Raw genomic sequence first — 21,948 nt, forward strand, 5'->3', positions numbered from 1 at the left:
GCGGGGCGTTGACGTGCGGCTCGCAGTGGTCACAGGGCCGATACGCGGCTACGCGCGATCTGGCCGCAGCGGGCTGCGCTCCCCCGCCTCCACGGCCACCGGCAGCACATTGCCTGCGGGTGGCAGCGGGCAGGTGGCGAAGTCCGTGAACGCGCACGGCAGGTTGACCACCCGGTTCAGATCCAGGGTCAGCGTGCCGTCGGCTGCCGGGTTGTCCGTGCGCACGACCCGGCCGCCCGGGTAGGTGGAGTCGCCCGAGGTGGCATCGCGGAAGTGCAGCGACAGGCCACCGGCCTTCCCCGCCATCGCGACGAGCACGTGCTCCTGCCCGTAGAGCTCGAAGCGCACCTCACCCACGGCCGCCAGGTAGTGATGGAGCCCCTCCACCACGGCGTCCACGGTGACCGGGCGCGGATCGGCGTAGGGCTCGAACCGTGCGTCCAGCACCCAGCACTCGTCCACGGGGAACGTCGGCACGCCCGTGAAGGCCGTGCGCGTGATCGCCTCGGGGTCACGCACGCGGATCGCGTGGGAGTCGGTGCGGCGGACGACCTCGATGACGGCGTCGCCCCTCTCGACGAGGGAGCCGGGCAGGCCGTCCACGGGGTGCAGGGTGACGGTGCCGTCGATCCGGCGGGGCTCCCGTACCGAGCGGACCACGAGCCCGTCGGCGGCGGCGGCCGTGACCACCACGCCATCCGGAGTGGCGCTCCACAGGCCCGGGATCCCGTCGAAGCCTGCGGGCTCCGGCGTGAGCCAGTGCAGGGCGGTGAGGCTCAGCCAACCGTGCGGAGCGCGCAGCTCCTCCTCGCGCTCGCGGTGCCAGCTGCTCCAGCCGCGCACCAGGTCCGGCAACGTGCTCGTCATACCGGTTCCAACGCCCGTCGATCTCGGTTCATGCCAGGATCATGCCTCCTCATCCAGTGGCCCAGGCCTTCGCGAGCAGCTCGTAGCTGCGCACCCGGTCGGTGTGCTCGGTGGTGATCGTGGTGACGATCAGCTCGTCGGCCCCGGTCACCCGCGCCAGCGTCCACAGCTTCTCCACCACCGTGGACGGCGAGCCGACGATCTGTGTGGACACCCGGTCGGCCACCGCGGCCCGTTCCTCGTCCGTCCACACACGCGCTCTCGCCTGCTCCGGCGTCACGTACGGCTCGGCGCCCATGCCCCTCCGGATGCCGAGAACCCACTGCCCGTAGGGCGCCGCGAGCTCCTCGGCGGTGGCGTCGTCATCTGCCACCACGACGTCGGCCGAGACGGCGACGTAGGGCCGTTCCAGGCGGCGCGGACCCGTCCCGGGCCGGAACGCCGCGCGGTACGCCTCGACCGTGTCCAGCACGGTCGACGGCACGACGTGGTACGCGGCAGCGAGCGGCAGGCCGGCCGCACCCGCCGTCGTCGCGCTGTCGCCACTGCCGGCCGCGAGCACCCAGACCTCGAGATCCGCTCCCTCGGCCACGGCCACGTGCAGCGGGAGGCCGTCGGCGGCGATCGCCGTGCCGTCCAGGTAGGACAGGATGTCGGTCACCTGCTGCGCGTAGTCGGCCGATGCGGTGTCGAAGCTGATGCCGAGCAGGGGTGCGAGCACGGTCACCCGCGCCGGGAGCCCGCCGCCGGGGGCCGGGGCCGGGATCAGGAGGCCGTCGACGACACGGTCCTGCGGCGGGTTGCCTCCCGAAGCGGGAGAAGCCGCCTGCGCAGCGGGCGGCCGGCGCCGGGACGGCCCGGTGCGCCCGAGGCCCAGGTCGATCCGTCCGGGGTGCAGGGCGGCGATCTCCCCCATCTGCTCGGCGGCCACCATCGGCAGTGCGGGAGGCATCAGCACCGCGCCGGAACCGACCCGGATCCGCTCGGTCGCCCCGGCGATCATCGCGACCAGCACCGGCGCCGACGACGACGCGACTCCGGTGACCCCGTGATGCTCGGCCACCCAGAACCGGTTGTAGCCCGCTCGATCTGCGGCCCTGGCGAGGTCGATCGAGTTGCGGATCGCGTCGGCCGCGGTGCCGCCCGCGGGCACCGGCGCGAGGTCCAGGATCGACAGGGGAAGCTCCGGGTGACTCGTCATCCCAGCGTCTCCTCCCGGGAGGTCGTGCGGCCGGGATGGATCGCGGTGCGCTCCACGGCTCGCGTCGGAACGGTCGTCACAGTCGTCATGTGCCCACTTCCAGGGTCGGTGCGCCGCGGCGCCGCCCGGCGATGGCGGCGAGCAACTCTCGGGTGTAGTCCTCACCCGGGGCGTCGAACAGCTCAGCGGTCGGGCGCAGCTCCACGAGCCGCCCGTCCTGCATGACGCCCACGCGATGCGCGACCCTGCGCACCACGGCGAGATCGTGGGAGATGAACAGGTACGCCAAGCCGGCACCTGCCTGTAGCTCCGTGAGCAGGTCGAGCACCTGTGCCTGCACCGAGACGTCGAGCGCCGACACCGGCTCGTCACAGACTACGAGGTCGGGTGAGAGCGCGAGCGCTCTCGCGATCGCGACACGCTGGCGCTGGCCGCCGGAGAGCTCGACGGGCCTGCGCACCAGCACCGACGCCGGCAACGCCACCTTCTCCACCAGCTCGGCGGCTCGTCGCCGCTGCTCGGTGGCCGATCCGACCCGGAAGGCCCGCAGGGGCTCGGTGACGACGTCCTCGACGCTGAATCTCGGGTCCAGCGAGGCGTAGGGGTTCTGGTAGACCAGCTGTGCGCGCCGGCGCAGCTCCCGCCAGTCCTTCCCCTTCGCTCTCGTGATGTCCGTCCCGTCGAAGATCACCTCTCCGGCCGTCGGGTCGGCGAGCCGCAGCACGAGCCGCGCCGTGGTCGACTTGCCCGACCCCGACTCGCCCACCAGCGCGAGCGTCTCCCCGCGGGTGATGGTGAAGCTGACGTCGTCGACGGCGCGCAGCACGCCTCGGCTGCCGTTCACCCGGGGCAGCGGGAAGTCCTTGACCAGGTTGCGCACCTCGACGAGCGGCTCGCCCGCGGGGGCCGGTGCCGGGGCCGTGGAGGCGGGTCGCAGGCCGGGTGCGCTCGCCAGCAGCGTGCGCGTGTACGGGTCGGACGGGGCGGCGAGTATCGAGCCGACCGGCCCTTCCTCGACGATCCTGCCGCCCGACATCACGAGGATCCGGTCCGCCCGGTCGGCGGCGACCCCCAGGTCGTGGGTGATGAGCAGCACCGCGGTGCCGGACTCGCGGGTGAGCTCCTCGAGGTGGTCGAGGATGCGGCGCTGCACGGTCGCGTCGAGCGCGCTGGTCGGTTCGTCGGCGATGAGGAGCCCGGGGTTCGCCGCCACCGCGATCGCGATCAGCACCCGCTGCCGCATCCCACCGGACAGCTCGTGCGGGTACTGCCCGGCCCGAACCCGCGGGTCGGGCAGCCCGGCCCTGGCCAGGAGCTCGACCGCGTCGATCGCCGCCCGCCGCCGGTCGGCCAGCCCATGAACGCGCAGCGCCTCGGCCACCTGCGTGCCGATCTTCTGCACGGGGTTCAGCGACACCGTCGGGTCCTGCGGGACGAGCCCGATCCGGCGTCCCCTGATCGACCGCATCGCCTTCTCCGGCAAGCCCGCCAGCTCCTCGACCGGCCCATGTCCGGTGGCGAGCCGAATGCTTCCCCGCGCCACCGTTCCGTTGGGTGGCAACAACCCGATCACGGCCTGGGCCAGCGTGGACTTGCCCGATCCCGACTCCCCCACGACCGCCACCACCTCGCCGGGCGCCACGGTCAACGACGCACCGCGAACGGCGTGCAGCAGCCCGCCGCCCGTCCGGTAGGAGACGTCGAGGCCCTCGACCCGCAGCAACGGCTCGGCTGACGCGGAGCGTTCGGTCGACCCGCTCATGACGCCCGGCTCCATTCCCCGTCCAGGGCGCGGGAGATCCGGTTGACCGACAGCACGGTCGCGGCGATCGCGAACCCCGGCATCGCGCACAGCCACCAGGAGGCGGCGATGTAGTTGCGGCCCTCCGCGATGAGCGACCCCCATTCCGGAGCCGGCGGCGGCGCCCCGTAGCCGAGGAAGCTCAGCGACGACACCGCGAGAATCGCCAGGCCGAACTCCAGCACCGCGAGCACCAGCACGGGCCCGGCCGCGTTGGGCAGCACGTGGCGCACCAGTGTGACGTGCCACCGCGTCCCCACCGAGCGCGCCGCCTCCACGTAGGTCGACTGCCGGATCCGCAGCGTCTCCGCCCGCATCACCCTGGCGAAGTTCGCCACGCTCGCGATGCCGACGGCGATCGCCACCTTGATCGTGCCGTAGCCCAGCGCCGTGATCAGGGCCAGCGACAGCAGGATCGCCGGGATCGCCATCAGCACGTCGACCACGCGCATCAGGCCCTCGTCGACCCACCGCCCGACGAACCCGGCGAGCAGGCCGATGAGTCCACCCACCACCAGCGCCACGGCGACCGCGATCACCGTGGCCTGCAACGAGAGCGCCGCCCCGTGGACGACCCTGGTGTAGACGTCGCGGCCCAGGTAGTCGGTGCCGAACACGTGGGCGGCGCTGGGCGGCTGGAGCTTGTCCGCCGGCACGCCCGCTGCCGGGTCGCCGCCGGCCAGCACCGTGGGCGCGAACGCCGCGATCAGCACCAGCACGACGAACACGATCGACACGACGAGCCCGGGCCTGCGCACGAAGAAGCGCAGCGCACGGGCCACCCGCTCCCGCGGCGTCGCGGCGACGGGCTGTGCGGTGGTCGAACCCGGGGGGATCTCGCCCAGGGGTTCTGTGATCAGCAGTTGGGTCATACCGCCGCTCCCGTCGCGATCCTGGGGTCGAGCACCGGATAGATGAGGTCGACGAGCAGGTTGACCGCGACGAACACCGCGGCGGCGAAGACGACGATCCCCTGCACCAGCGGGATGTCCTGGACGCTCACGGCCGAGACCGTCAGCCTGCCCAGCCCTGGCCGGGTGAACACCGTCTCCACCACCACCGAGCCGGCCAGCAGGTTGCCGACCACGTACCCGAGCACGGTGAGCGCCGGGAGTGCCGCGTTGCGCAGCGCGTGCCGCAGGTGGATCGCCACGCGTCCGGCGCCCTTGGCCCGTGCGGTGACGACGTAGGGCTCGTCGAGGGCGGCCGAGAGGCTCTTCGCGAGCACCTGCGCCACGAGCGCGCCGGTCGGCAGGCCGAGTGTGATCGCCGGGAGCACCAGCGACTCCAGCCCCTTCGCCCCCACCGAGGGCAACAGCCGCAGCTGGAAGGAGAAGACCTGCACCAGCATCAGCCCGACCCAGAACACCGGCAGCGACACGGCCAGCGACGGCAGGGCCATGAGCAGCTGCCGCAGCCAGCGGGCCGACGTGTAGGTCGCGACGAGCACCACCGCCCCGCCGAAGACGATCGCGAAGGCCAGGCCGGCCACCGAGATCTGGATCGTCGGTGGCAGGGCCTCCCGGATCGCTTCCCCGACGTCCTTGCCCGACTGGATGGACGTGCCGAAGTCGCCGTGCAGGGCGTCCCACAGGCGGGTGCCGTACTGCACGATCAACGGCTGGTCGAGGCCGTAGCGGGCGCGCAGCGCGTCGAGCGCCTCCGGGGTGAGCGGCTCGCCGTCGAGCCCGCCGCTGGCCATGGTGGCCACCGGGTCGCCGGGCAGCAGGTAGAGGACGACGAACGAGACCGTGAACGCCGCCCAGAGCACCCCGATCGCGAGTGCGACGCGTCTGACGAGATAGATCGCCATCGCGCTACTCCGCCTTCCAGGCATCGTGCAGGACGATCCGCGACGACGCGTCGAACGTGACGTCGTGGGTGTTCTCCGCGACGCCGAGCACCGTGGTCAGCTCCACCACCGGCACCGCGTAGTCGCGCTGCAACAGCAGGCCCTGTGCCTGGCCGACGAGCCCGGCTCGCTCGGCCGCGTCGGGCTGCGCTGCCTGCGCGGCCAGCACCTGGTCGAGCGGCCCCGGCGGGAGCCGGTAGAAGTTGGCGCTCTGCGTGGAGTAGGAGGTACGCAGGACGTCCGGGTCGGGGCGGGTCGTGTTGCCCCAGGTCGCCTCGAAGTCACCGCTCTGCTGCACCGGCGTCAGGTCGGAGATCGGCCGCTCCCGCAGCCGCAGGTCGATCCCGACCTTCCTGACCTGTTGCTGGATGAGCTCCAGCGCAGGCTTGTTCGTGGCCGCATTGGCGAAGAACGTCAGCTCGATCGAGAGCGGCTCCCCCGCCTTGGCCCGGATGCCGTCCGGCCCGGGGACCCAGCCCGCCGCATCGAGGGTGGTGGCCGCCTCCGCCGCGTTGAACCCGAGCTGCGCCGACGCGTCGGCGTACGACGGCGTGCTGGATGCCAGCACACCGGTCGCCGGCCTGGTCTGGGAGGTGTAGACCGCGGCGGCCACCTCCGGCCGGTCGATCGCGAGCGACAACGCGTCCCGCACGGCCGGGTCCGACACGATCGGCTTCTGCAGGTTGAAGAAGATCCCGAAGGGGATGCCGGGGTTCGCCCTGGCCAGCAGCTTGACTCCCACCGCCGTGAGCGGGGCCTCGTCCTGGGGGCCGATGCTACTGATCGCGTCGACCTCGCCGGACTGCAGGCTCCCGGTCCGGACGCCCGACTCGGGGACGACGCGGAACTCGATGCTGTCCAGGTAGGCCTCGCCGGGGTGCTTCCACAGTGCGGAGCCCCAGTCGTAGGCGGCCCGCTTGGTGAGCACCGTCGACTGGTTCATGGTGTAGCTCTCGAGCACGAACGGACCCGACCCCACCACCCCCGCGCAGCGCTCGTCATCGCTCTGGGCGACCGAGGCGGGCGAGAGGATCCCGAGGCTGAACGTCGAGGTGCCCTGCAGGAACTGCACGTTGGGGTGGCTGAAGGACACCGTGAACGTCGTCGGGCTGGTCACGGTCGTGGCCTGGTAGCTCGCCAGATAGCTCTTCGCCAGCGGGGCACGGGCACCCAGGTGCGGCACCCTGTCGAGGTTGGCCGCCACGGCGTCGGCGTCCAGCGGGGTGCCGTCGCTGAAGGTCACCCCCTCGCGCAGCGTGAACGTGTACGAGGTGGCGTCAGCGCTGATCTGCCAGGCGGTGGCGAGCCACGGCTTGATCTCCCCCGTCACGGGGTCCTGGTCGGTGAGCGAGTCGACGATCTGGCGCATCGGGTAGATCGAGTCGTTGCTGGTCACCTGCTGCGGATCGACGCAGCCCTGGTCACTGCCCACCGCGAAGCGCAGCGTGCCGCCGGGCTGTGGTGGCCCCGCGGCGGCAGGGCCGCCGGGCGCCGCGCCACCGCTCCCGCACGCGGCCAGCACGAGCGCCGCGACCGCACCGAGCACGGGCATGGCGAGCCGGCGGCGGGGAGCAGGCCGGGAGATCGATGTCGTCGGGGAAGAACTGACGTCCGATGCGGACATGAGGGTGTGCCACTTTCCGCGGCGACGGCCGCGACAGTCGGGGAGAGAGCAGAGGGGCCGGGCGGGCTCAGGCCCGACAGCAGGCTCCGGCGACGCGCAGCAGGTCGATGTGCAAGCGGTGGCGGCAGCCGGTCCCGCGGTAGAACGAGCTCACGTGCCCCCCTCGACTCCGGCCAGGGCACCCGATCGCAGGGCGAGGGTGCTACGGCGCCGTCGAACCACGTCTCTCGGACGGATGGATCGGACGGTACGTAATGGCTCGCGGACGATCAACCCGGCAGAACGAGCCGCTCCTGTGACGTGGAGCGCTTCCGGCGCACGACATCGCTCGCCGGGTGCACCGCAGCCGGGTGTCACGGTCCTCAGCCGGCCACCTCGCGGTCGAGCACGGCGGCGACCCGTCCGGCCCACCGCTCGTGCGCGGACTGCCGGGTGACACCGGCGGCGTGCGCGATCTCCTCCCAGGTGGCGCCGTGACGCCGCAACCCGATGAGCACGGGCAGCGGGTCCATCCCCGCTCCGAGCCCGATGCGCAGCTGCAGCAGTTGCCAGGCCCGCTCGCGCCGGAGGGGAATGTCGGTGCCCTCCTCCGCATGCCATTCCACGCTGCCTGGCAAGGGCGGCTCCCCGAGAAGCGCGTCGGCCTGCCGGCCCGCCTCGGTGACCGCCGCGACCTGCACCGCGCCTGCCGCTGCCGTGACGTCGACGGTGAGGGCGATGGCCACGGGATCGTCCGCGTCGAGATCGAACATCGCGTCAGGATGATCCTGACAAATCACGCTGTCAACCACCTGGGGCGTTGCGTTGGCCCCGGACACGATCCTTGGTGTACCAATGGGCTATGAGCGCGCCGCCCAGCGAGACCGACAAACAAAGGCGGCTGCGCGCGCACCTGGGCGAGCTGATCGCCGCCATGGCGCCCGGTGAACCACTCCCGGCCGAGCGCGACCTGGCACGCGACCTGGGCGTCGCCCGGATGACGCTGCGCCGCGCGGTCGACGGAATGGTCGCCGACTCACTCCTGGTGCGCCGCCAAGGTGCGGGCACGTTCGTCGCTCCGGCGAAGGTGGCCCACCGCCTCTCGGCCAACTCGTTCTCCGCCGACATGCGCGCCAGGGGCCTGCGCCCGGGCAGCCGCACGCTCTCGAGCAGCCGCGAACCCGCCGGCGTCATGCTGGCTGCGCTGCTGGAGGTGCCCGCGGGCTCCCCGGTGCTGCACGTCCGCAGGCTCCGGCTCGCCGACGACGAACCCATGGCCGTGGAGGACCTGCACGTCCCGGGCGACCTCGTGCCGGGCCTCACCGGTGCCGATCTCGAGGACCGCTCCTACTACGAACTGCTCGCGCAGCGCTTCGGCCACCGCATCGTCTCGGGCACGCAGACCGCCGAGGCGGCACTGACCGGCGCGGAGGACGCCGCCGCGCTCGGCATCGCGCCGGGTGCTCCGGCCTTCTGCTTCGAACGCACCTGCCGCGTGGACGGCGGGCGCGTGGCGGAGTTCGTGCGATCGGTCTACCGCGGCGACCGCTACCGGATCATGGTCGACATCTTCCCGTCCTGACCCCCGGCCCGCGCCCGCGATTCGCCCGGGAACCGAGCGCGCCCGCCGTGGCCTGCGGTGTCATCCGATCTTCGCCCTCATGATTGCCCAGCGCGGTCTTGACGCCGCAGGGGTGACGAGCGCTACAGTTCCGGACATTTAGACCTCTGGTCTCAATGAGCGGTCTGCTCTGCTGCACCCATCGGAAGGGGAACCCATGTGGTCGATGCCCGGATCCCGGGGGGCGCGGCGTAGCACCGTCCGCGTCGCCGCCCTCCTCGCCGCCTCGGCGCTGGCCCTCACCGCCTGCGGCGGTTCAGGGGGCGGCGAGGCTGCCGACGCGGGCGGCGATCGCACCCTCACCGTCTGGATCATGGAAGGCACCAACCCCGACGCCCGTCCCTTCTTCGACGAGCTGGCCACCGCCTTCCGCAACCAGACCGGCGCCGCGCTCGACGTTCAGTACGTGCCGTGGGCGTCGGCCCACGACAAGTTCGTCACCGCGATCGCCGGAGGCACCACGCCCGACGTGGCCGAGGTGGGCACCACCTGGACCGGCGAGTTCGGCGACGCGGGCGCGCTGGCCGACCTCACCGCGCGGGTCCAGCAGGCGGGCCTGTCCGACGGCCTGGTCACGGGCCTGACCGAGGCAGGCACCGTCGGCGACGCCCTCTACGGGATGCCCTGGTACGCGGGCGTCCGCTCGATCGTCTACCGCACCGACGTCTTCACCGAGGCCGGCGTCACCCCGCCCACCACGTGGGACGAGCTGGCTGCGGTGGGAGAGAAGATCAAGGCCGCCCGCCCGGACATGATCCCGTTCCCGGTCGCGGGCGACAACGAGTACGGCGTCTACCCGTTCATCTGGGGAGCGGGCGGTGAGATCGCCACCCAGAACGGCGGCAACTGGACGAGCGCCCTCGACACCCCCCAGGCGCGCCAGGGCATCCAGGCCTACGCCGACCTCGCGCTGAAGCACGGGCTCTCCACTCCTGCCGCGGCCACCTGGAAGGAGACCGACCTGCAGGACGCGTTCGCCAAGGGCCAGGCCGCGATGATCATCTCGGGGAGCTGGACGCCGAAGGCGATCATCGAGGCGGCGCCGGACCTCCAGGGCAAGATCGGCGCGTTCCCGATCCCCGGCCCGACCGGCGGCCTCGCCCCGTCGTTCCTGGGCGGCTCACACCTGTCGATCTTCGAGGCCAGCCCGAACCAGGATCTCGCCTGGCAGCTCGTGCAGCTGATGAGCACCGGTGACTTCGCCGAGAAGTGGGGCACGGAGTCGAGCTTCTTCCCCGGCACCACCGCGCTGCTGCAGGAGGCCGCGCAGTCGTCCGATCCGCTCGTGGCACCGTTCGCGAAGCAGATGGTGGAGGCCGGCCGCAGCGTGCCGGTGACTCCGCTCTACGGGCAGGTCCAGGGCAAGAAGACGGTCCAGGCGATGATGGCCGCCATCCTCAACGGCACGCCCGTCGACCAGGCCACCTCGTCCGCCGCCGCGGAGATGAACCAGATCTTCGCCGGCGGAGCGTGACCGACGTCGTGACGACGCTCCGGGAGCGCACCCGTCCGGGACGCGGGACGGCCACCGCCGGCCCGCGCCCCCGACGCTCCCGCCACACCGGGGCCCGGGCTGCCCGGCCCTGGCTGCTGCTCGCGCCCGCTCTGCTCGTGATGGGCGGGCTGCTGCTCTACCCGCTGGTGCAGGTCGTGGTGATCTCGCTGCAGGACTTCGGCCTGCGGCAGCTCGTGTCCGGCCGCACCAGCTGGGTGGGCTTCGACAACTACGTCGAGCTACTCGGCGACGGCGACCTGTGGCGCACGGTCCTGCCCAACACGGTCGTGTTCGCGGTGGTGGCGGTGGCGCTGACGGTGGTGGTCGGCACCCTCGTGGCGCTGCTGCTTGCGCGGCTGCGCCCGTTCACCCGTGGCGTCGTCACCACGGCGATCATGCTGGCCTGGGCCGTGCCAGCCGTCACCGGAACCTACGTCTGGGTCTTCCTGTTCACCCCGGGCGACGGGCTCGCGGTGCAGGTCCTCGACGCACTCGGCCTGGCCGACGCCGCCACCACCAACCCGTTCGCCTCCCGCTTCTCCTTCTACACGGTGGCCGCCCTCAACGTCGTGCACCACGGCTTCCCGTTCGTAGCGCTCACCGTGCTGGCCGGGCTGCTCACCGTGCCGCAGGAGGTGACCGAGGCCGCGATCGTGGACGGCGCCGGCGCGTGGCGGCGCTTCTGGTCGGTCACCTTCCCGATGCTGCGGCCGGTGTTCGCCGTGGTGACGGTGCTGTCGACGATCTGGGACTTCAAGGTGTTCACCCAGATCTACCTGATGCCCGGCGGCGACGGCGTCAACCGCGACGTGCTGAACCTCGGCACGTGGTCCTACGTCGAGTCGTTCGCACAGAACCGCTACGGGCTCGGCGCGGCGATCGCCGTGGTGCTCACCGCGCTGCTGCTGATCATCACCGTGGGCTATCTGCGGCTGCTGTTCCGTGAGGAGGAGCTGTGACGGGTCATGCCTCGCCGACGAGACGCGCACTGCGCGGGCTCGGGGTGGCCGCGGTGCTCGTCTTCACGCTCTTCCCGGTCTGGCTCATGGTCGCAACGGCGCTCAACGGGCGGGCGAACGCGGGGTCGCGTTCACTGTGGCCGCAGGAGTGGACGCTCGAGAACTTCACGTTCGTGATCGGTGAGGGCGGCTTCGGCCGGTATCTCATGAACTCGCTGCTCGTGGGGCTCGGCACCGTGCTCGCCGGCGCCCTGCTCGCGCTGCTGGCGGCCGTTGCCGTCTCCCGGTTCCGCTTCCGGTTCCGCACATCGGTGCTGGTGATGATCCTGATCATCCAGATGGTGCCGGTGGAGGCGCTGGTCATCCCGCTCTTCATCCAGGCACGGAGCCTCGGGGCGCTCGACACGCTGCTCGGGCTCGTCGTCGTCTACCTCGCGTTCTCCCTGCCGTTCGCGATCTGGACGCTGCGCGGGTTCGTCGCCGCGGTGCCCGTGGAGCTGGAGGAAGCGGCCTACCTCGACGGGGCGTCGTGGGGCCGGATGTTCTGGTCCGTTCTGCTGCCGCTGGTGGCCCCGGGCCTCGTGGCCACCAGCGTGTTCTCCTTCATCACGGCGTGGAACGAGTTCATCTTCGCCCTGACGTTCATGGCCAACCAGGACAACTACACCGTCGCCGTCGGGCTGCGCCGCTTCTTCGGGCAGTACGGCACCGACTGGGGCGCGGTGATGGCGGCCTCCACGCTGATCACGGTTCCGGTCATGGTGTTCTTCGTGATCGCACAGAAGCGGCTGACCGACGGGCTCGTGGCCGGGGCGGTGAAGGGGTGACCCCCGACGCGGCCGGCGCGGACGGGCGGCTGGTCGACGCCGTGCTGCTGCCCGGATTCAGCGGCGAGACGGTGCCCGACTGGCTCGCGCGAGCCGTCGACGGCGGGCTCGCGGGTGTGTGCGTCTTCGCCTCGAACGTCGGACCGGCGTTCACCGAGCTCACCGCCGCTCTGCACGACCGGCGCGCCGGGATGCTCATCGCGTCCGACGAGGAGGGCGGGGCCGTCACCCGGCTCGAGCACCTCGGCGGTTCGTCCTGGCCGGGCGCCGTCGCGCTGGGCCGCCTCGACGACGTCGGCGTGACGGAGGCGGTCGCCGCGGCGATGGGGCGTCAGTGCCGGGCGGCGGGCGTGGACATCGCACTCGCGCCGGTGGTCGACGTCAACGCCGAGCCGGAGAACCCGGTGATCGGCATCCGGTCCTTCGGAGCCACCCCGGACCTCGTGGCACGGCACACCGGGGCGTTCGTGCGGGGGCTGCAGGGCGCCGGCACGGCGGCCACGGCGAAGCACTTTCCCGGCCACGGCTCCACAACCGTCGACTCGCACCGGGCGCTCCCCGTGGTCGACGCCGACCTGGCGACGCTGCGGTCGCGCGACCTGCCCCCGTTCGCAGCGGCCGTCGAGGCCGGGGTGCGCTGCGTGCTCACTGCACATGTGCTCTTCCCGGCCCTGGACGACCGACCGGCCACGATGAGCGCGGCATTGCTCGGGCTGCTGCGCCGCGAACTCGGTTTCGACGGCGTGGTGATCAGCGACGCCGTCGACATGGAGGCGATCGCCGGCACCGTCGGACGCGGGCCGGGTGCGGTCGCCGCGGTGGCGGCGGGCGTCGACCTCGTGTGCATCGGCAACCCCGCCAACGGCTACGACGACGAAGCCGTCTACCTCGAGGTACGCCACGCCCTGCTCACCGCGCTGGCCGACGGCACGCTCACCCGCCACCGCCTCGCCGATGCCGGGCGGCGGGTGGCGCAGCTGGCGGAGTGGGTGCGCGGGGCGGCGGTCTCGGCGGACGGACCCGCCGACGGCCTCGGCAGGCAGATCGTCCGGCGCGTCGTGGAGGTGCGCGGGGACGTGCGGGTCGGGGCGGCCCCGTATCTGCTCGATCTCACGGGTCCGGCGAACGTGGCGGCCGGGCGGCGCCGGGAGCCGTGGCTGGCTGCGGCTTTGCGCCGACACGACCCGGGGACCACCGCGGGCGGGCGGGACCTTCCCGAAGCCGGGAGGCCACTCGTCGCCGTCGTCGCCGGCCCGTCGGCGACGCTGGACGCCGTGCGCGACGCCCGGCCCGACGCGGTGGTCGTCCATGTCGGGATGCCGGACCGCTGGCGACCCCCGGCCCCATCCGTGACGGTGTGGGGCGACGGGCGCGCGCAGGCCGATGTCGCTGCAGAACTGCTGATGGGAAGGTGAGGAGAGCAGGGGTGACCGGCAGGATTTTCGTGCGGTTTCCCAGACACTCCTCAGGCAGTTCCCAGGTTCCGGGCGCATCGTCGTTCTCATGAGCGACGAGCAGAGGGAGCAGGGCCGGGACGCGAGCGCCTCGACCGATGGCCCCCGCACCGACCAGCACCCCGCGCAGTCGTACGCGCCCGGTCCGGAGAACACCGTACCTGCCATGGGCCCGAGCCCCGCGGGAGCGAGCGGAATGGGATCGAACTACGCGGGCGCGGGGCAGCCGGCGGGCAACCCGTATCAGCACTCCACGGCCGCATACCCGCCGCCGACCGGTGGCTTCCCGTACGGACCGCCGCCGCCCACGCCGGGACACCAGCCGCGCAAGCCGCGCGCGATGGTCGGCATCGTCGCGGCCGCGCTGATCGCCGGACTCGTCGGTGGCGGGGCCGCCTTCGGCGGGGCCTACGCCCTGACGGGCAACCAGCCGGTCAACACCGTCCTCACCTCCTCCCCCGCCAGCCCCGCGTCCACCAACGCCACACCGGGCACGGTGGCGGCGGCCGCCCAGAAGGCCATGCCCAGCACGGTCGACATCCGCGTCGAGCTTCCTCAGGGTTCGGCCGAGGGCAGCGGCGTGATCCTCACCGCCGACGGCGACGTGCTCACGAACAACCACGTCGTGGCGGGCTCCACCGGGCAGATCGTCGTGACGCTCGCCGACGGCAGCCAGCACAACGCCACGGTGGTCGGCACCGCGCCGAGCTACGACCTCGCCGTGATCAAGCTGCAGGGCGTCTCCGGTCTCACGCCGGCCACGCTGGGCCAGAGTTCGAGCCTGCAGGTGGGCCAGCAGGTCGTCGCGATCGGGTCGCCGCAGGGCCTGACCGGCACCGTCACCACCGGCATCGTCAGCGCCTTCAACCGCACCGTCCAGGTTCAGGGCGAGAACGGCACCGGCGTCGTCTACAACGGCCTACAGACCGACGCCCCGATCAACCCGGGCAACTCCGGCGGCCCGCTCGTGAACCTCGACGGCCAGGTCATCGGCATCAACTCCGCCATCGCGACCGGCGGCGGGCAGAGCGAGGGCAGCGTCGGCCTGGGCTTCGCGATCCCGGTCGACCAGGCCAAGCGCGTGGCGCAGGAGCTCATCAACACCGGCACGGCGACCAAGCCGGTGCTCGGCGTGCAGGGCAACGCGTCGGCCACGGCGTCGGACGCCAGCGGGGGCGCACCGATCGCCGCCGTGCAGGCCGACTCACCGGCCGCACAGGCAGGGCTCGCCGCCGGCGACGTCGTCACCAAGGTCGGCAACGCCCAGGTCCAGGACTTCGCCGACCTCATCGCCCGGATCGGCTCCTACGCCCCCGGCCAGCAGGTGCCCCTCACGATCTCCAACGGCAGCGGCAACACCCGCACCGTCAACGTGACTCTGGGCAGCCAGCCCGACAAGAGCCCCACCACCGCCGGCGGGCAGAACGAGGGCGGCAACCAGAACCCCTTCGGCGGCCAGAACCCCTTCGGCGGCCAGAACCCCTTCGGCGGCAACCCCTTCGGCGGCAACGGCGGCGGGAACGGCAACGGCGGCGGCGGCAACGGCGGGGGTAACGACAACCCCTTCGGCAACTGACCGGCGCACCCCACACACGGCGACGCCACCTTCACGCAGCTGCGTGGAGGTGGCGTCGCCGTGTGTGGGGTGTCAGGAGTCGCCGAGCAGCCAGTCGCGGATCTCGGCCCCGTGTTCGCCGAGCGCGGGTGGCGGCAGGCGGTAGGACGGTGGGGTGGCGGAGTACGTCACCGGGTTGCGGACGCTCGGCACGCCTCCGGGTGCGACCACGGGGTCGAGTCCGAGCCGCTCGGCAAGCGCCAGCCCGTCGTCGATGGTGTTGATCGGGCCACACGGCACCCCGGCAGGCGCGAGGATGTCGAACCACTCCTGCGCCGACTTGGTGGCGAGGCGGGCCAGCAGCAACGGACGTAGCTCGTCGCGGTGGGCGTTGCGCTCCCCCATCGACCCGAAGCGGGGGTCCTCGAGCAGCTCGGGTGCACCGATCGCGATCGCGAGCCTGCGGAACTGACCGTCGTTCGCCGCGATGACGATCAGCTCCCCGTCGCCGGTGGGAAGCGGCTCGTAGGGGAACAGGCTCAGGTGGGCGTTGCCGAGCCGTCCGGGCACGACGTCGCCGGTCAGCACGGCCGACGTCTGGTTGACCAGCCCCGACAGCGCGGCGGAGAGCAGGTTCGTCTCCAGCTTCTGCCCCTCGCCGGTGCGCTCGCGGTGTTGCAGCGCGGCGAGGATCGCGACGGCTGCGTGCAGCCCTGTGATCACGTCGAACACGGCCACGCCGGCGCGGTAGGGCGGACCGTCGGCAGCTCCCGTGAGACTCATCAGCCCGGACGTGGCCTGCACGAGCAGGTCGTAGCCCGGCAGCGCGGCCCCGGCAGCGGTGCCGAAGCCGGAGATCGAGCAGTAGATGATCCGCGGGTTCCCCGCCGCCACGGTCTCGTGGTCGAGCCCGAACCGCGCCAGACCGCCCGGTTTGAAGTTCTCGATCATCACGTCGGCGCGCGCGGCGAGCCGCTGTGCCACGTCGATGTCGGCAGGGTCGGCGAGGTCGAGCACGATGGAGCGCTTGCCCCGGTTGATCGCCAGGTAGTAGGTGGCCGTGCCGTCCGCCGACCTGGGTGGCACCCACGTCCGCGTGTCGTCGCCCGTGCCGGGGCCCTCCACCTTGATCACCGTGGCACCGAGGTCGGCGAGCAGCATCGTGGCGTAGGGCCCGGCGAGAATGCGGGAGAAGTCGGCGACGACCACGCCGGCCAGGGGTCCGGTTGCCGGGTGGTCCTCATCGAGCACGCACCGACCCTATGCCAGCCACGCGGCGTGCCCTCGCCGTCACACCGAGAAGCCGGTGACCTTGCGCGGTGTCACGCGGACGATCAGCCGGCGCACGGTGTCGGGCTCGGCAGGCGGGTCCTCACCGAGGTACTTCTGCGAGAGCCTGCGTGGCAGCGCCTTCCCCGGATCCTCGACGAGCTCCGCTGTGCCTGCGATGTCGATGGACCGGTAGGGGTTCGCGGTGTCGAAGACGGTGAGGCTGATCCGCGGGTCGCGGGCGAGGTTGCGTGCCTTCCGGCGCGCCGCCGTGACGGAGAACAGCACGGTGTCGCCGTCCCTCATGATCCAGACCACCGACGTGTGCGGATCGCCGTCCGCGTTCAGCGTCGCGACCGTGGCGAAGTTCCGGCCGTCCAGCAATGCGCGCGTCTCGTCGTCGAACGTCATGGGAACGACCTCACTTCCTGTTCAGCACGGTCAGTGCGATCAGCGCGGAGACGGCCACGGAGGCCGCGGCGGCCGCGAAGGCCAAGTGGTAGCCGGCCGCGAGAGCCTCCTGCAGCGGCGCACCGGCGGCCGTCGCCCCGTCGGTACGGGCGGTGGCGAGCGCGGCCAGCGCCGCGATGCCGAGCGCACCGCCCACCTGCTGGCTGGTGTTGGCGAGCCCCGAGGCCAGCCCGGCGTCGGCGGGCGTGGCGTCGGACATCATCACGGTCGTCACGGCCGGGAGGCTGAGCCCGGCGCCGACACCGAGCACCAGCATCGACGGCAGCACGTCCGTCACGTAGCTGCCGACCGGATCACGGGTCAGCAGCAGCAGGCCCGCGACGAGAAGCACCTCGCCGGTGAGCAGCACCGTGCGCGGCCCGAACCGCCCGATCAGCCGTCCCGACCAGGCGAGCGAGACCACCGCGATCGTCACCGGGATCGGCAGGATCGCCATGCCGGTCTGCGCCGGTGGGTAGCCGAGGGCGCGCTGCAGGTACAGCGTCGCCGTGAACTGGAAGCCGAGCATGCCGGCGACCATGAGCATCTGGACGAGGTTGCCGCCGGACACCGCGCGCGAACCGAAGATGCCGAGCCGCACGAGTGGCTCCGCGGCCACCCGCTGGCGGACGACGAACCCGGCGAGCAGGGCCGCTGCCAGCACGCCGAGCCCGAGCCGCATCCCGGACCCCGACTCGTCGACGATCGCGAACACCGCGAGCATCAGCCCGGCCGTGACGAGCGCACCCCCGAGCACGTCGGGCCGCGCGGCACCGCCGAGTGGGCGGTCCCGCTCGATGAGGCGCATCGACAGCAGCGCGGCGACCACCCCGATCGGGACGTTGACCAGGAAGATCCAGCGCCAGCCGACCGTCTCGGTGAGCACGCCACCGAGCAGCGTGCCGATCGACGCCCCGGCCGCGCCCACGAACGCGTACACGCCCATCGCCTTCGCCCGCTCCGCCGGCTCGGGAAAGAGCCCGACGATCATGCCGAGCACCACGGCCGACGCCATCGCCGCGGCCACCCCTTGCAGGAACCGGGCCGCGACGAGCATCCCGGCGCCGGTGGCGAGCCCGCAGAGCAGCGAGGCGAGGACGAAGAGCACGAGGCCGGAGACGAGCATCCGGCGCCTGCCCAGGAGGTCGCCGAGCTTGCCGGCGAGCAGGAGCAGCCCGCCCAGGGGAACGAGGTAGGCGTTGACGGTCCAGGCCAGGCCGGAGGCGGTGAAGCCCAGGTCGGCCTGGACCGCCGGAAGCGCCACGCTGACGATGGTGCCGTCGAGAATGATCATGAGCATGCCCGCGCACAGGACCGTGAGGGCGGCCCAGCGGGAGCGGGTCGTGCGTTCGGCGCGTTGCGTGCCGAGTGACGTCATGTCGGGAACCTCCTGGATCGTGAACCAGGAGGGACCGTAACAGATAGTTTTTTTCTAGACTATCTAGATCGGCATCATGCGCTTCGGGATGAACGCTGGGACCGCCGCCGGGGCGCGTTCGGGGTGGGCTCCACGGCGGACAGGGGGCCGCCGGCCCCGACCAGCGCGACCAAGGCGTCCAGGAAGGCGGCGCGCTGCTTCTCGGGCAGGACGGCGAGCACGTCCTCGTAGACCCCGTCGATCACCGTGCGAGCCTTGTCGACGACCTCCCGGCCCTCGTCGGTGGTCTGCACGATCCGCGCCCTGCGGTCCTCGGGGGAGGGCGTGCGCCGGGCCAGGCCGGCACCCTCGAGGTTGTCCATCGTGACGACCATGGTCGTCTTGTCGAGCAGCGCGATCTCGGCCAACTCGCCCTGGGTCAGCTCGCCCGGCGCCGCCTTGGTGAGCACGCAGTAGTCCCGCGGCGTGATGTCGAGACCGGCGAGCGCAGTGGTCATGCGAGCGGCGAGCGCCTGGCTCGCCTTGTCGAAGAGGTAGCTGAGGTCGCCACGGATCTCGTCGTTGCTGCGCTGGACCATGCGGTCATGGTATCGACGTTCTGTGGCGGGATCATCCCGCAGCGGAACGATCCAGAACCGAAGCAGTGGTCAGCGGAGCAGCTCGGCCGCCGTCGCCTCCGGGGCCATGATCATGGCGTCGTGCCCGGTGGCGAGCTCCCGCCACTCCCAGCCCGCCCGGCGCACGATCGCGTGGCCCGAGCGCAGCGCGAGATAGGGCGGGTCGGTGCAGCAGATGTAGGTGACCGGCACGCCGTTGCCCAGCGGGTCGCGGAGCCCGAACGACTCGGTGTAGGACCGCAGCGGGTGCGGGGTGAGCCGCCGGTCCACCCACGCCAGGTCGTCCGGATCGGACAGACCGAACACGGTGGCGGACGACGGCCCGAACGCCAACCCGGTCGGGGACGCCTTCGCCGACGCGACGCGCTCCTCGATCACGTCGGGAGGCACACCGTCGAACCCGGACGCGCCCGGTTCCACCACCAGCCCGTCGAGCAGGACGATCCGGCGCAGCCGATGCGGCACCCGGTCGGCGACGCCCAGCGCAACCAGCGCGCCGAAGCTGTGCCCGACCAGCACGACGTCGCGCAGTTCCTCGTTCTCCAGCACCGCGACGACGTCCTGCACCATCGTGGCCGGGCCGACGTCCTCGGTCAGGAGGTGGGCCCGCTCGCCCAGGCCCGTGAGCGTCGGCGTGAAGACCTCGTGGCCCGCCGCGCGGAGCAGGCGCGCGACCCGCACCCAGCACCATCCGCCGTGGCCTGCGCCGTGCACCAGCACGAAGGGATCGCGATGTGCAGCCTGATCGCCCGCGGCCTCGCTCATGACCGACAGTCTGTCAGGGAACCTGCGAGCCACGTGTGACGTCGTTCACGGGCACGCCGCGCGTCGCCGGCACGCCGACCGCGGGCTCCGGATGCCCGAGGTGGGTCAGCCAGCCGCGCAGCACCCGGTGCAGCGCCTCCGCGCCCACGATCTCCCCGGGCGCCGGGAGGTCCGCTGGATGGATCAGGAAACCCCTCGACTGCGGGCCGCCCATCCCCCCGTGCGAGCCGACGTGCGGTTCGAACGGTGAGGCGTCGCCCGTGACGGGGTCGTAGCGACTGTTGATCATGATGTCGGGGCAGTGGTCGAACTCGTCCACGCGCCGGACGAGGTCGGCGGCGTGCGGCCCGTAGCCATCGAGCGGGTCCTCGCCGATCACCCGTCCTGTGGCCAGCCGGTGCAGTCCGTCGCGGCCGAGCACCACCGGCCCGAACTCCGCGCTGCGCACCAGCAGGAAGCCGACCCCCGGGTGGTCGACGAGGGACGGCAGCAGGTCGGGGAACTCACGCTCGATCGTCTCCAGCCCGACCCGGCCCTCGTGCTCGGTGAACGACACCATCGCCACGTGGCCCGACGCGACCACGACCACGCCGGGCGCGACGCGGGTGACCGCACCGGGCGCACCGCTCACGGTCCGCGGCCGGTCGGCCTCCGAGCCCGTCTGTTCCACGCGCGCCCGGAGCCTCCGTGCGATCGGCCCGCTGCCCGTGGACGCCGCGGCCAGGGCGGCCCCCACCTGCCAGCCCTCCGCAGGCCTGCGGGCATCCGAGTTCACGCCGCGGCGCGGCTCCGGCTGGGGAGCCCCGCACAGGCGCCCGACCAGCGCCTCGACCGACTCCCCGAACCGGTGCGTGAACGCCCAGCCCTGCGTCTGGCCGTGGTCCGACAGCGCCACGATGTGATACCGCCGCGGTGCGAGCTGGGTGGCCCGGAACAGCCTGCCGATCTGCTGGTCGATCGCGCGAAGCACCGCGAGCGCGTCGAACCGCTCCACACCCGAGTGGTGGGCCACCTCGTCGTACCCGAGGAAGTCGGCGTAGACCACGGCCCGGCCGGCGAGCATGTCCTCGATGATCGCCGAGACGACCACATCGCGGACGATCACCGTGGTGGCGCTGCGCGCGAACGGATAGAAACCACCCCGGTTCACGCGCGGCAACACGCCCGCGCGCCGCTGCCGGGTGGACGCGGAGATCTCGCGGACGACGTCGACCAGCGCACCGGCGAGCGTCCGGAGCGTGTTGGCCGGGTTGGCGAAGTAGGTGTAGTAACCGGCCCCCACCCCGTCCGACCCGCGGTGCCGGCGGGCGGCCCCGGCCAGGAGCGGCAGCGCGCTCATCGTCAGGCTCACGTGCTCGGCGTCGCCGGTGAAGAGGTTGCCGTGGCCCGCGCCGTCGACACTGAGCAGCCCACCGCCGTCGGAGTGACGCCGCTCGATCTCGGCGGCGTCCTCGGGATGCGAGCACGCCATGACATGGTCGCGGTCCTTCTCGTACCAGCGGAACCCGAGGATGTCGGAGTTGTCGCCGTGCAGGATGCCGCAGACGCTCGCGCCGGTCTGGGAGCTCCAATCCGTGTGCCAGTCGGTGAGCCGGTGGCTCCCGTCGGCCAGCCAGCGCGCGAAGGTCGGCATGTCCCCGTCACGCACCGCGCGGCGAACCGTGTCCATGCCCAGCCCGTCGACCTGCAGGAACAGCACACCGGGCGGCATCTCGGCGTCCCCGCCCGTACCCCGGCGCGCCCTGCGCCGCGCGGCCCGGCGGAAGAACAGCTCGTCCTCGTCGAGTGCCAGCAGGCTCGACCCGAGCGCTCCGAGCGCGGACACCGCGACCGCGACGACCACCGCCGTCTCGAAGTCGGCGATCACCACACCCGGCACGGCGAAGGAGATCGCCAGCACCCCGGCGCCGAGCAGCAGGAACGACCCGATCCCGAGCGTGAACACCGCGATCGGCAGCGCGACCCGCAGGATCAGCGGCCACACCACCCCGCTGAGCACCCCGAACAGCAGCGCGCACACCGTCGGCTGCCACCAGTCCGCCATCGAGAAGCCCGACAGCCACACGTCGAGCAGCCGCAACGCCGCCGCCGCCAGCACCCAGACGAGAAGCACCCGCGCGGCGACACGCCCGCCCCGCAGCAGCCGTCCGGCACCGTTCCGCGGCCCGGTCCGTGCTCCCCCGCTCATCGCTCGCCCTCGCTGCGCTCGGTCGGCGCTGCGCGAAGGCGCTCTA

Annotated in this window: 19 protein-coding genes; 6 read left to right on the plus strand and 13 right to left on the minus strand. The window is 72.3% G+C overall.

The features are described from left to right. Positions 1 to 48 precede the first annotated feature (48 nt). The 7 genes from MMF94_RS03150 to MMF94_RS03180 form a co-directional block, all read right to left on the minus strand. On the minus strand, positions 49 to 867 hold the full coding sequence (locus MMF94_RS03150) for a DUF1684 domain-containing protein (RefSeq protein ID WP_241034704.1): 819 nt from the start codon (positions 865 to 867) through the stop codon (positions 49 to 51). Positions 868 to 916: 49 nt separating this feature from the next. After that, the gene (locus MMF94_RS03155) at positions 917 to 2,068 is read right to left on the minus strand and encodes an LLM class flavin-dependent oxidoreductase (protein WP_241034705.1); all 1,152 of its coding nucleotides are present in this window, start codon (positions 2,066 to 2,068) and stop codon (positions 917 to 919) included. Positions 2,069 to 2,153: 85 nt separating this feature from the next. Further along, the gene (locus MMF94_RS03160) at positions 2,154 to 3,830 is read right to left on the minus strand and encodes a dipeptide ABC transporter ATP-binding protein (protein ID WP_241034706.1); all 1,677 of its coding nucleotides are present in this window, start codon (positions 3,828 to 3,830) and stop codon (positions 2,154 to 2,156) included. Beyond that, entirely contained in the window at positions 3,827 to 4,741 is a 915-nt protein-coding gene (locus tag MMF94_RS03165; protein WP_241034707.1) for an ABC transporter permease, read from the minus strand. The genes MMF94_RS03160 and MMF94_RS03165 overlap by 4 nt, the downstream gene beginning before the upstream one ends. Next, on the minus strand, positions 4,738 to 5,682 hold the full coding sequence (locus tag MMF94_RS03170; protein ID WP_241034708.1) for an ABC transporter permease: 945 nt from the start codon (positions 5,680 to 5,682) through the stop codon (positions 4,738 to 4,740). The genes MMF94_RS03165 and MMF94_RS03170 overlap by 4 nt, the downstream gene beginning before the upstream one ends. Positions 5,683 to 5,686: 4 nt before the next feature. Next, a complete protein-coding gene (locus MMF94_RS03175; RefSeq protein WP_241034709.1) occupies positions 5,687 to 7,345 on the minus strand; it encodes an ABC transporter substrate-binding protein in 1,659 nt (552 codons plus the stop codon). Between the two features lie 362 nt (positions 7,346 to 7,707). Then, complete coding sequence (locus MMF94_RS03180) at positions 7,708 to 8,097, minus strand: hypothetical protein (protein ID WP_241034710.1); 390 nt, start codon at positions 8,095 to 8,097, stop codon at positions 7,708 to 7,710. Positions 8,098 to 8,186: 89 nt separating this feature from the next. Here MMF94_RS03180 and MMF94_RS03185 point away from each other — a divergent pair, with 89 nt between their 5' ends. From MMF94_RS03185 to MMF94_RS03210, 6 genes are all read left to right on the plus strand, one after another. Further along, complete coding sequence (locus MMF94_RS03185) at positions 8,187 to 8,906, plus strand: GntR family transcriptional regulator (protein ID WP_241034711.1); 720 nt, start codon at positions 8,187 to 8,189, stop codon at positions 8,904 to 8,906. Between the two features lie 205 nt (positions 8,907 to 9,111). Then, on the plus strand, positions 9,112 to 10,419 hold the full coding sequence (locus MMF94_RS03190) for a sugar ABC transporter substrate-binding protein (RefSeq protein WP_241034712.1): 1,308 nt from the start codon (positions 9,112 to 9,114) through the stop codon (positions 10,417 to 10,419). Continuing rightward, on the plus strand, positions 10,416 to 11,399 hold the full coding sequence (locus MMF94_RS03195) for a carbohydrate ABC transporter permease (RefSeq protein ID WP_241034713.1): 984 nt from the start codon (positions 10,416 to 10,418) through the stop codon (positions 11,397 to 11,399). The genes MMF94_RS03190 and MMF94_RS03195 overlap by 4 nt, the downstream gene beginning before the upstream one ends. After that, complete coding sequence (locus MMF94_RS03200) at positions 11,396 to 12,226, plus strand: carbohydrate ABC transporter permease (protein WP_241034714.1); 831 nt, start codon at positions 11,396 to 11,398, stop codon at positions 12,224 to 12,226. The genes MMF94_RS03195 and MMF94_RS03200 overlap by 4 nt, the downstream gene beginning before the upstream one ends. Beyond that, entirely contained in the window at positions 12,223 to 13,641 is a 1,419-nt protein-coding gene (locus MMF94_RS03205; protein WP_241034715.1) for a glycoside hydrolase family 3 N-terminal domain-containing protein, read from the plus strand. The genes MMF94_RS03200 and MMF94_RS03205 overlap by 4 nt, the downstream gene beginning before the upstream one ends. Before the next feature lie 88 nt (positions 13,642 to 13,729). After that, entirely contained in the window at positions 13,730 to 15,256 is a 1,527-nt protein-coding gene (locus MMF94_RS03210) for a S1C family serine protease (RefSeq protein ID WP_241034716.1), read from the plus strand. A 72-nt stretch (positions 15,257 to 15,328) separates the two neighbouring features. Here MMF94_RS03210 and MMF94_RS03215 read toward each other — a convergent pair whose 3' ends face one another. The 6 genes from MMF94_RS03215 to MMF94_RS03240 form a co-directional block, all read right to left on the minus strand. Continuing rightward, entirely contained in the window at positions 15,329 to 16,486 is a 1,158-nt protein-coding gene (locus MMF94_RS03215; protein WP_241034717.1) for a CaiB/BaiF CoA transferase family protein, read from the minus strand. Positions 16,487 to 16,525: 39 nt separating this feature from the next. Next, entirely contained in the window at positions 16,526 to 16,915 is a 390-nt protein-coding gene (locus MMF94_RS03220) for a PPOX class F420-dependent oxidoreductase (protein WP_241034718.1), read from the minus strand. Between the two features lie 10 nt (positions 16,916 to 16,925). After that, complete coding sequence (locus MMF94_RS03225; RefSeq protein WP_241034719.1) at positions 16,926 to 18,332, minus strand: MFS transporter; 1,407 nt, start codon at positions 18,330 to 18,332, stop codon at positions 16,926 to 16,928. 74 nt (positions 18,333 to 18,406) lie between these two features. After that, positions 18,407 to 18,910 carry a MarR family winged helix-turn-helix transcriptional regulator gene (locus MMF94_RS03230; RefSeq protein ID WP_241034720.1) on the minus strand — a complete coding sequence of 168 codons (504 nt, stop codon included), beginning with the start codon at positions 18,908 to 18,910 and terminating at the stop codon, positions 18,407 to 18,409. A gap of 69 nt (positions 18,911 to 18,979) precedes the next feature. Next, positions 18,980 to 19,714 carry an alpha/beta fold hydrolase gene (locus tag MMF94_RS03235; RefSeq protein ID WP_241034721.1) on the minus strand — a complete coding sequence of 245 codons (735 nt, stop codon included), beginning with the start codon at positions 19,712 to 19,714 and terminating at the stop codon, positions 18,980 to 18,982. A gap of 13 nt (positions 19,715 to 19,727) precedes the next feature. After that, positions 19,728 to 21,902: a phage holin family protein gene (locus MMF94_RS03240; RefSeq protein WP_241034722.1), complete on the minus strand. Its 2,175-nt coding sequence runs from the start codon at positions 21,900 to 21,902 to the stop codon at positions 19,728 to 19,730. Positions 21,903 to 21,948 lie beyond the last annotated feature (46 nt).

The sequence above is a fragment of the Pseudonocardia alaniniphila genome (assembly GCF_022524485.1).
GTDB classification, from domain to species: domain Bacteria; phylum Actinomycetota; class Actinomycetes; order Mycobacteriales; family Pseudonocardiaceae; genus Pseudonocardia; species Pseudonocardia alaniniphila.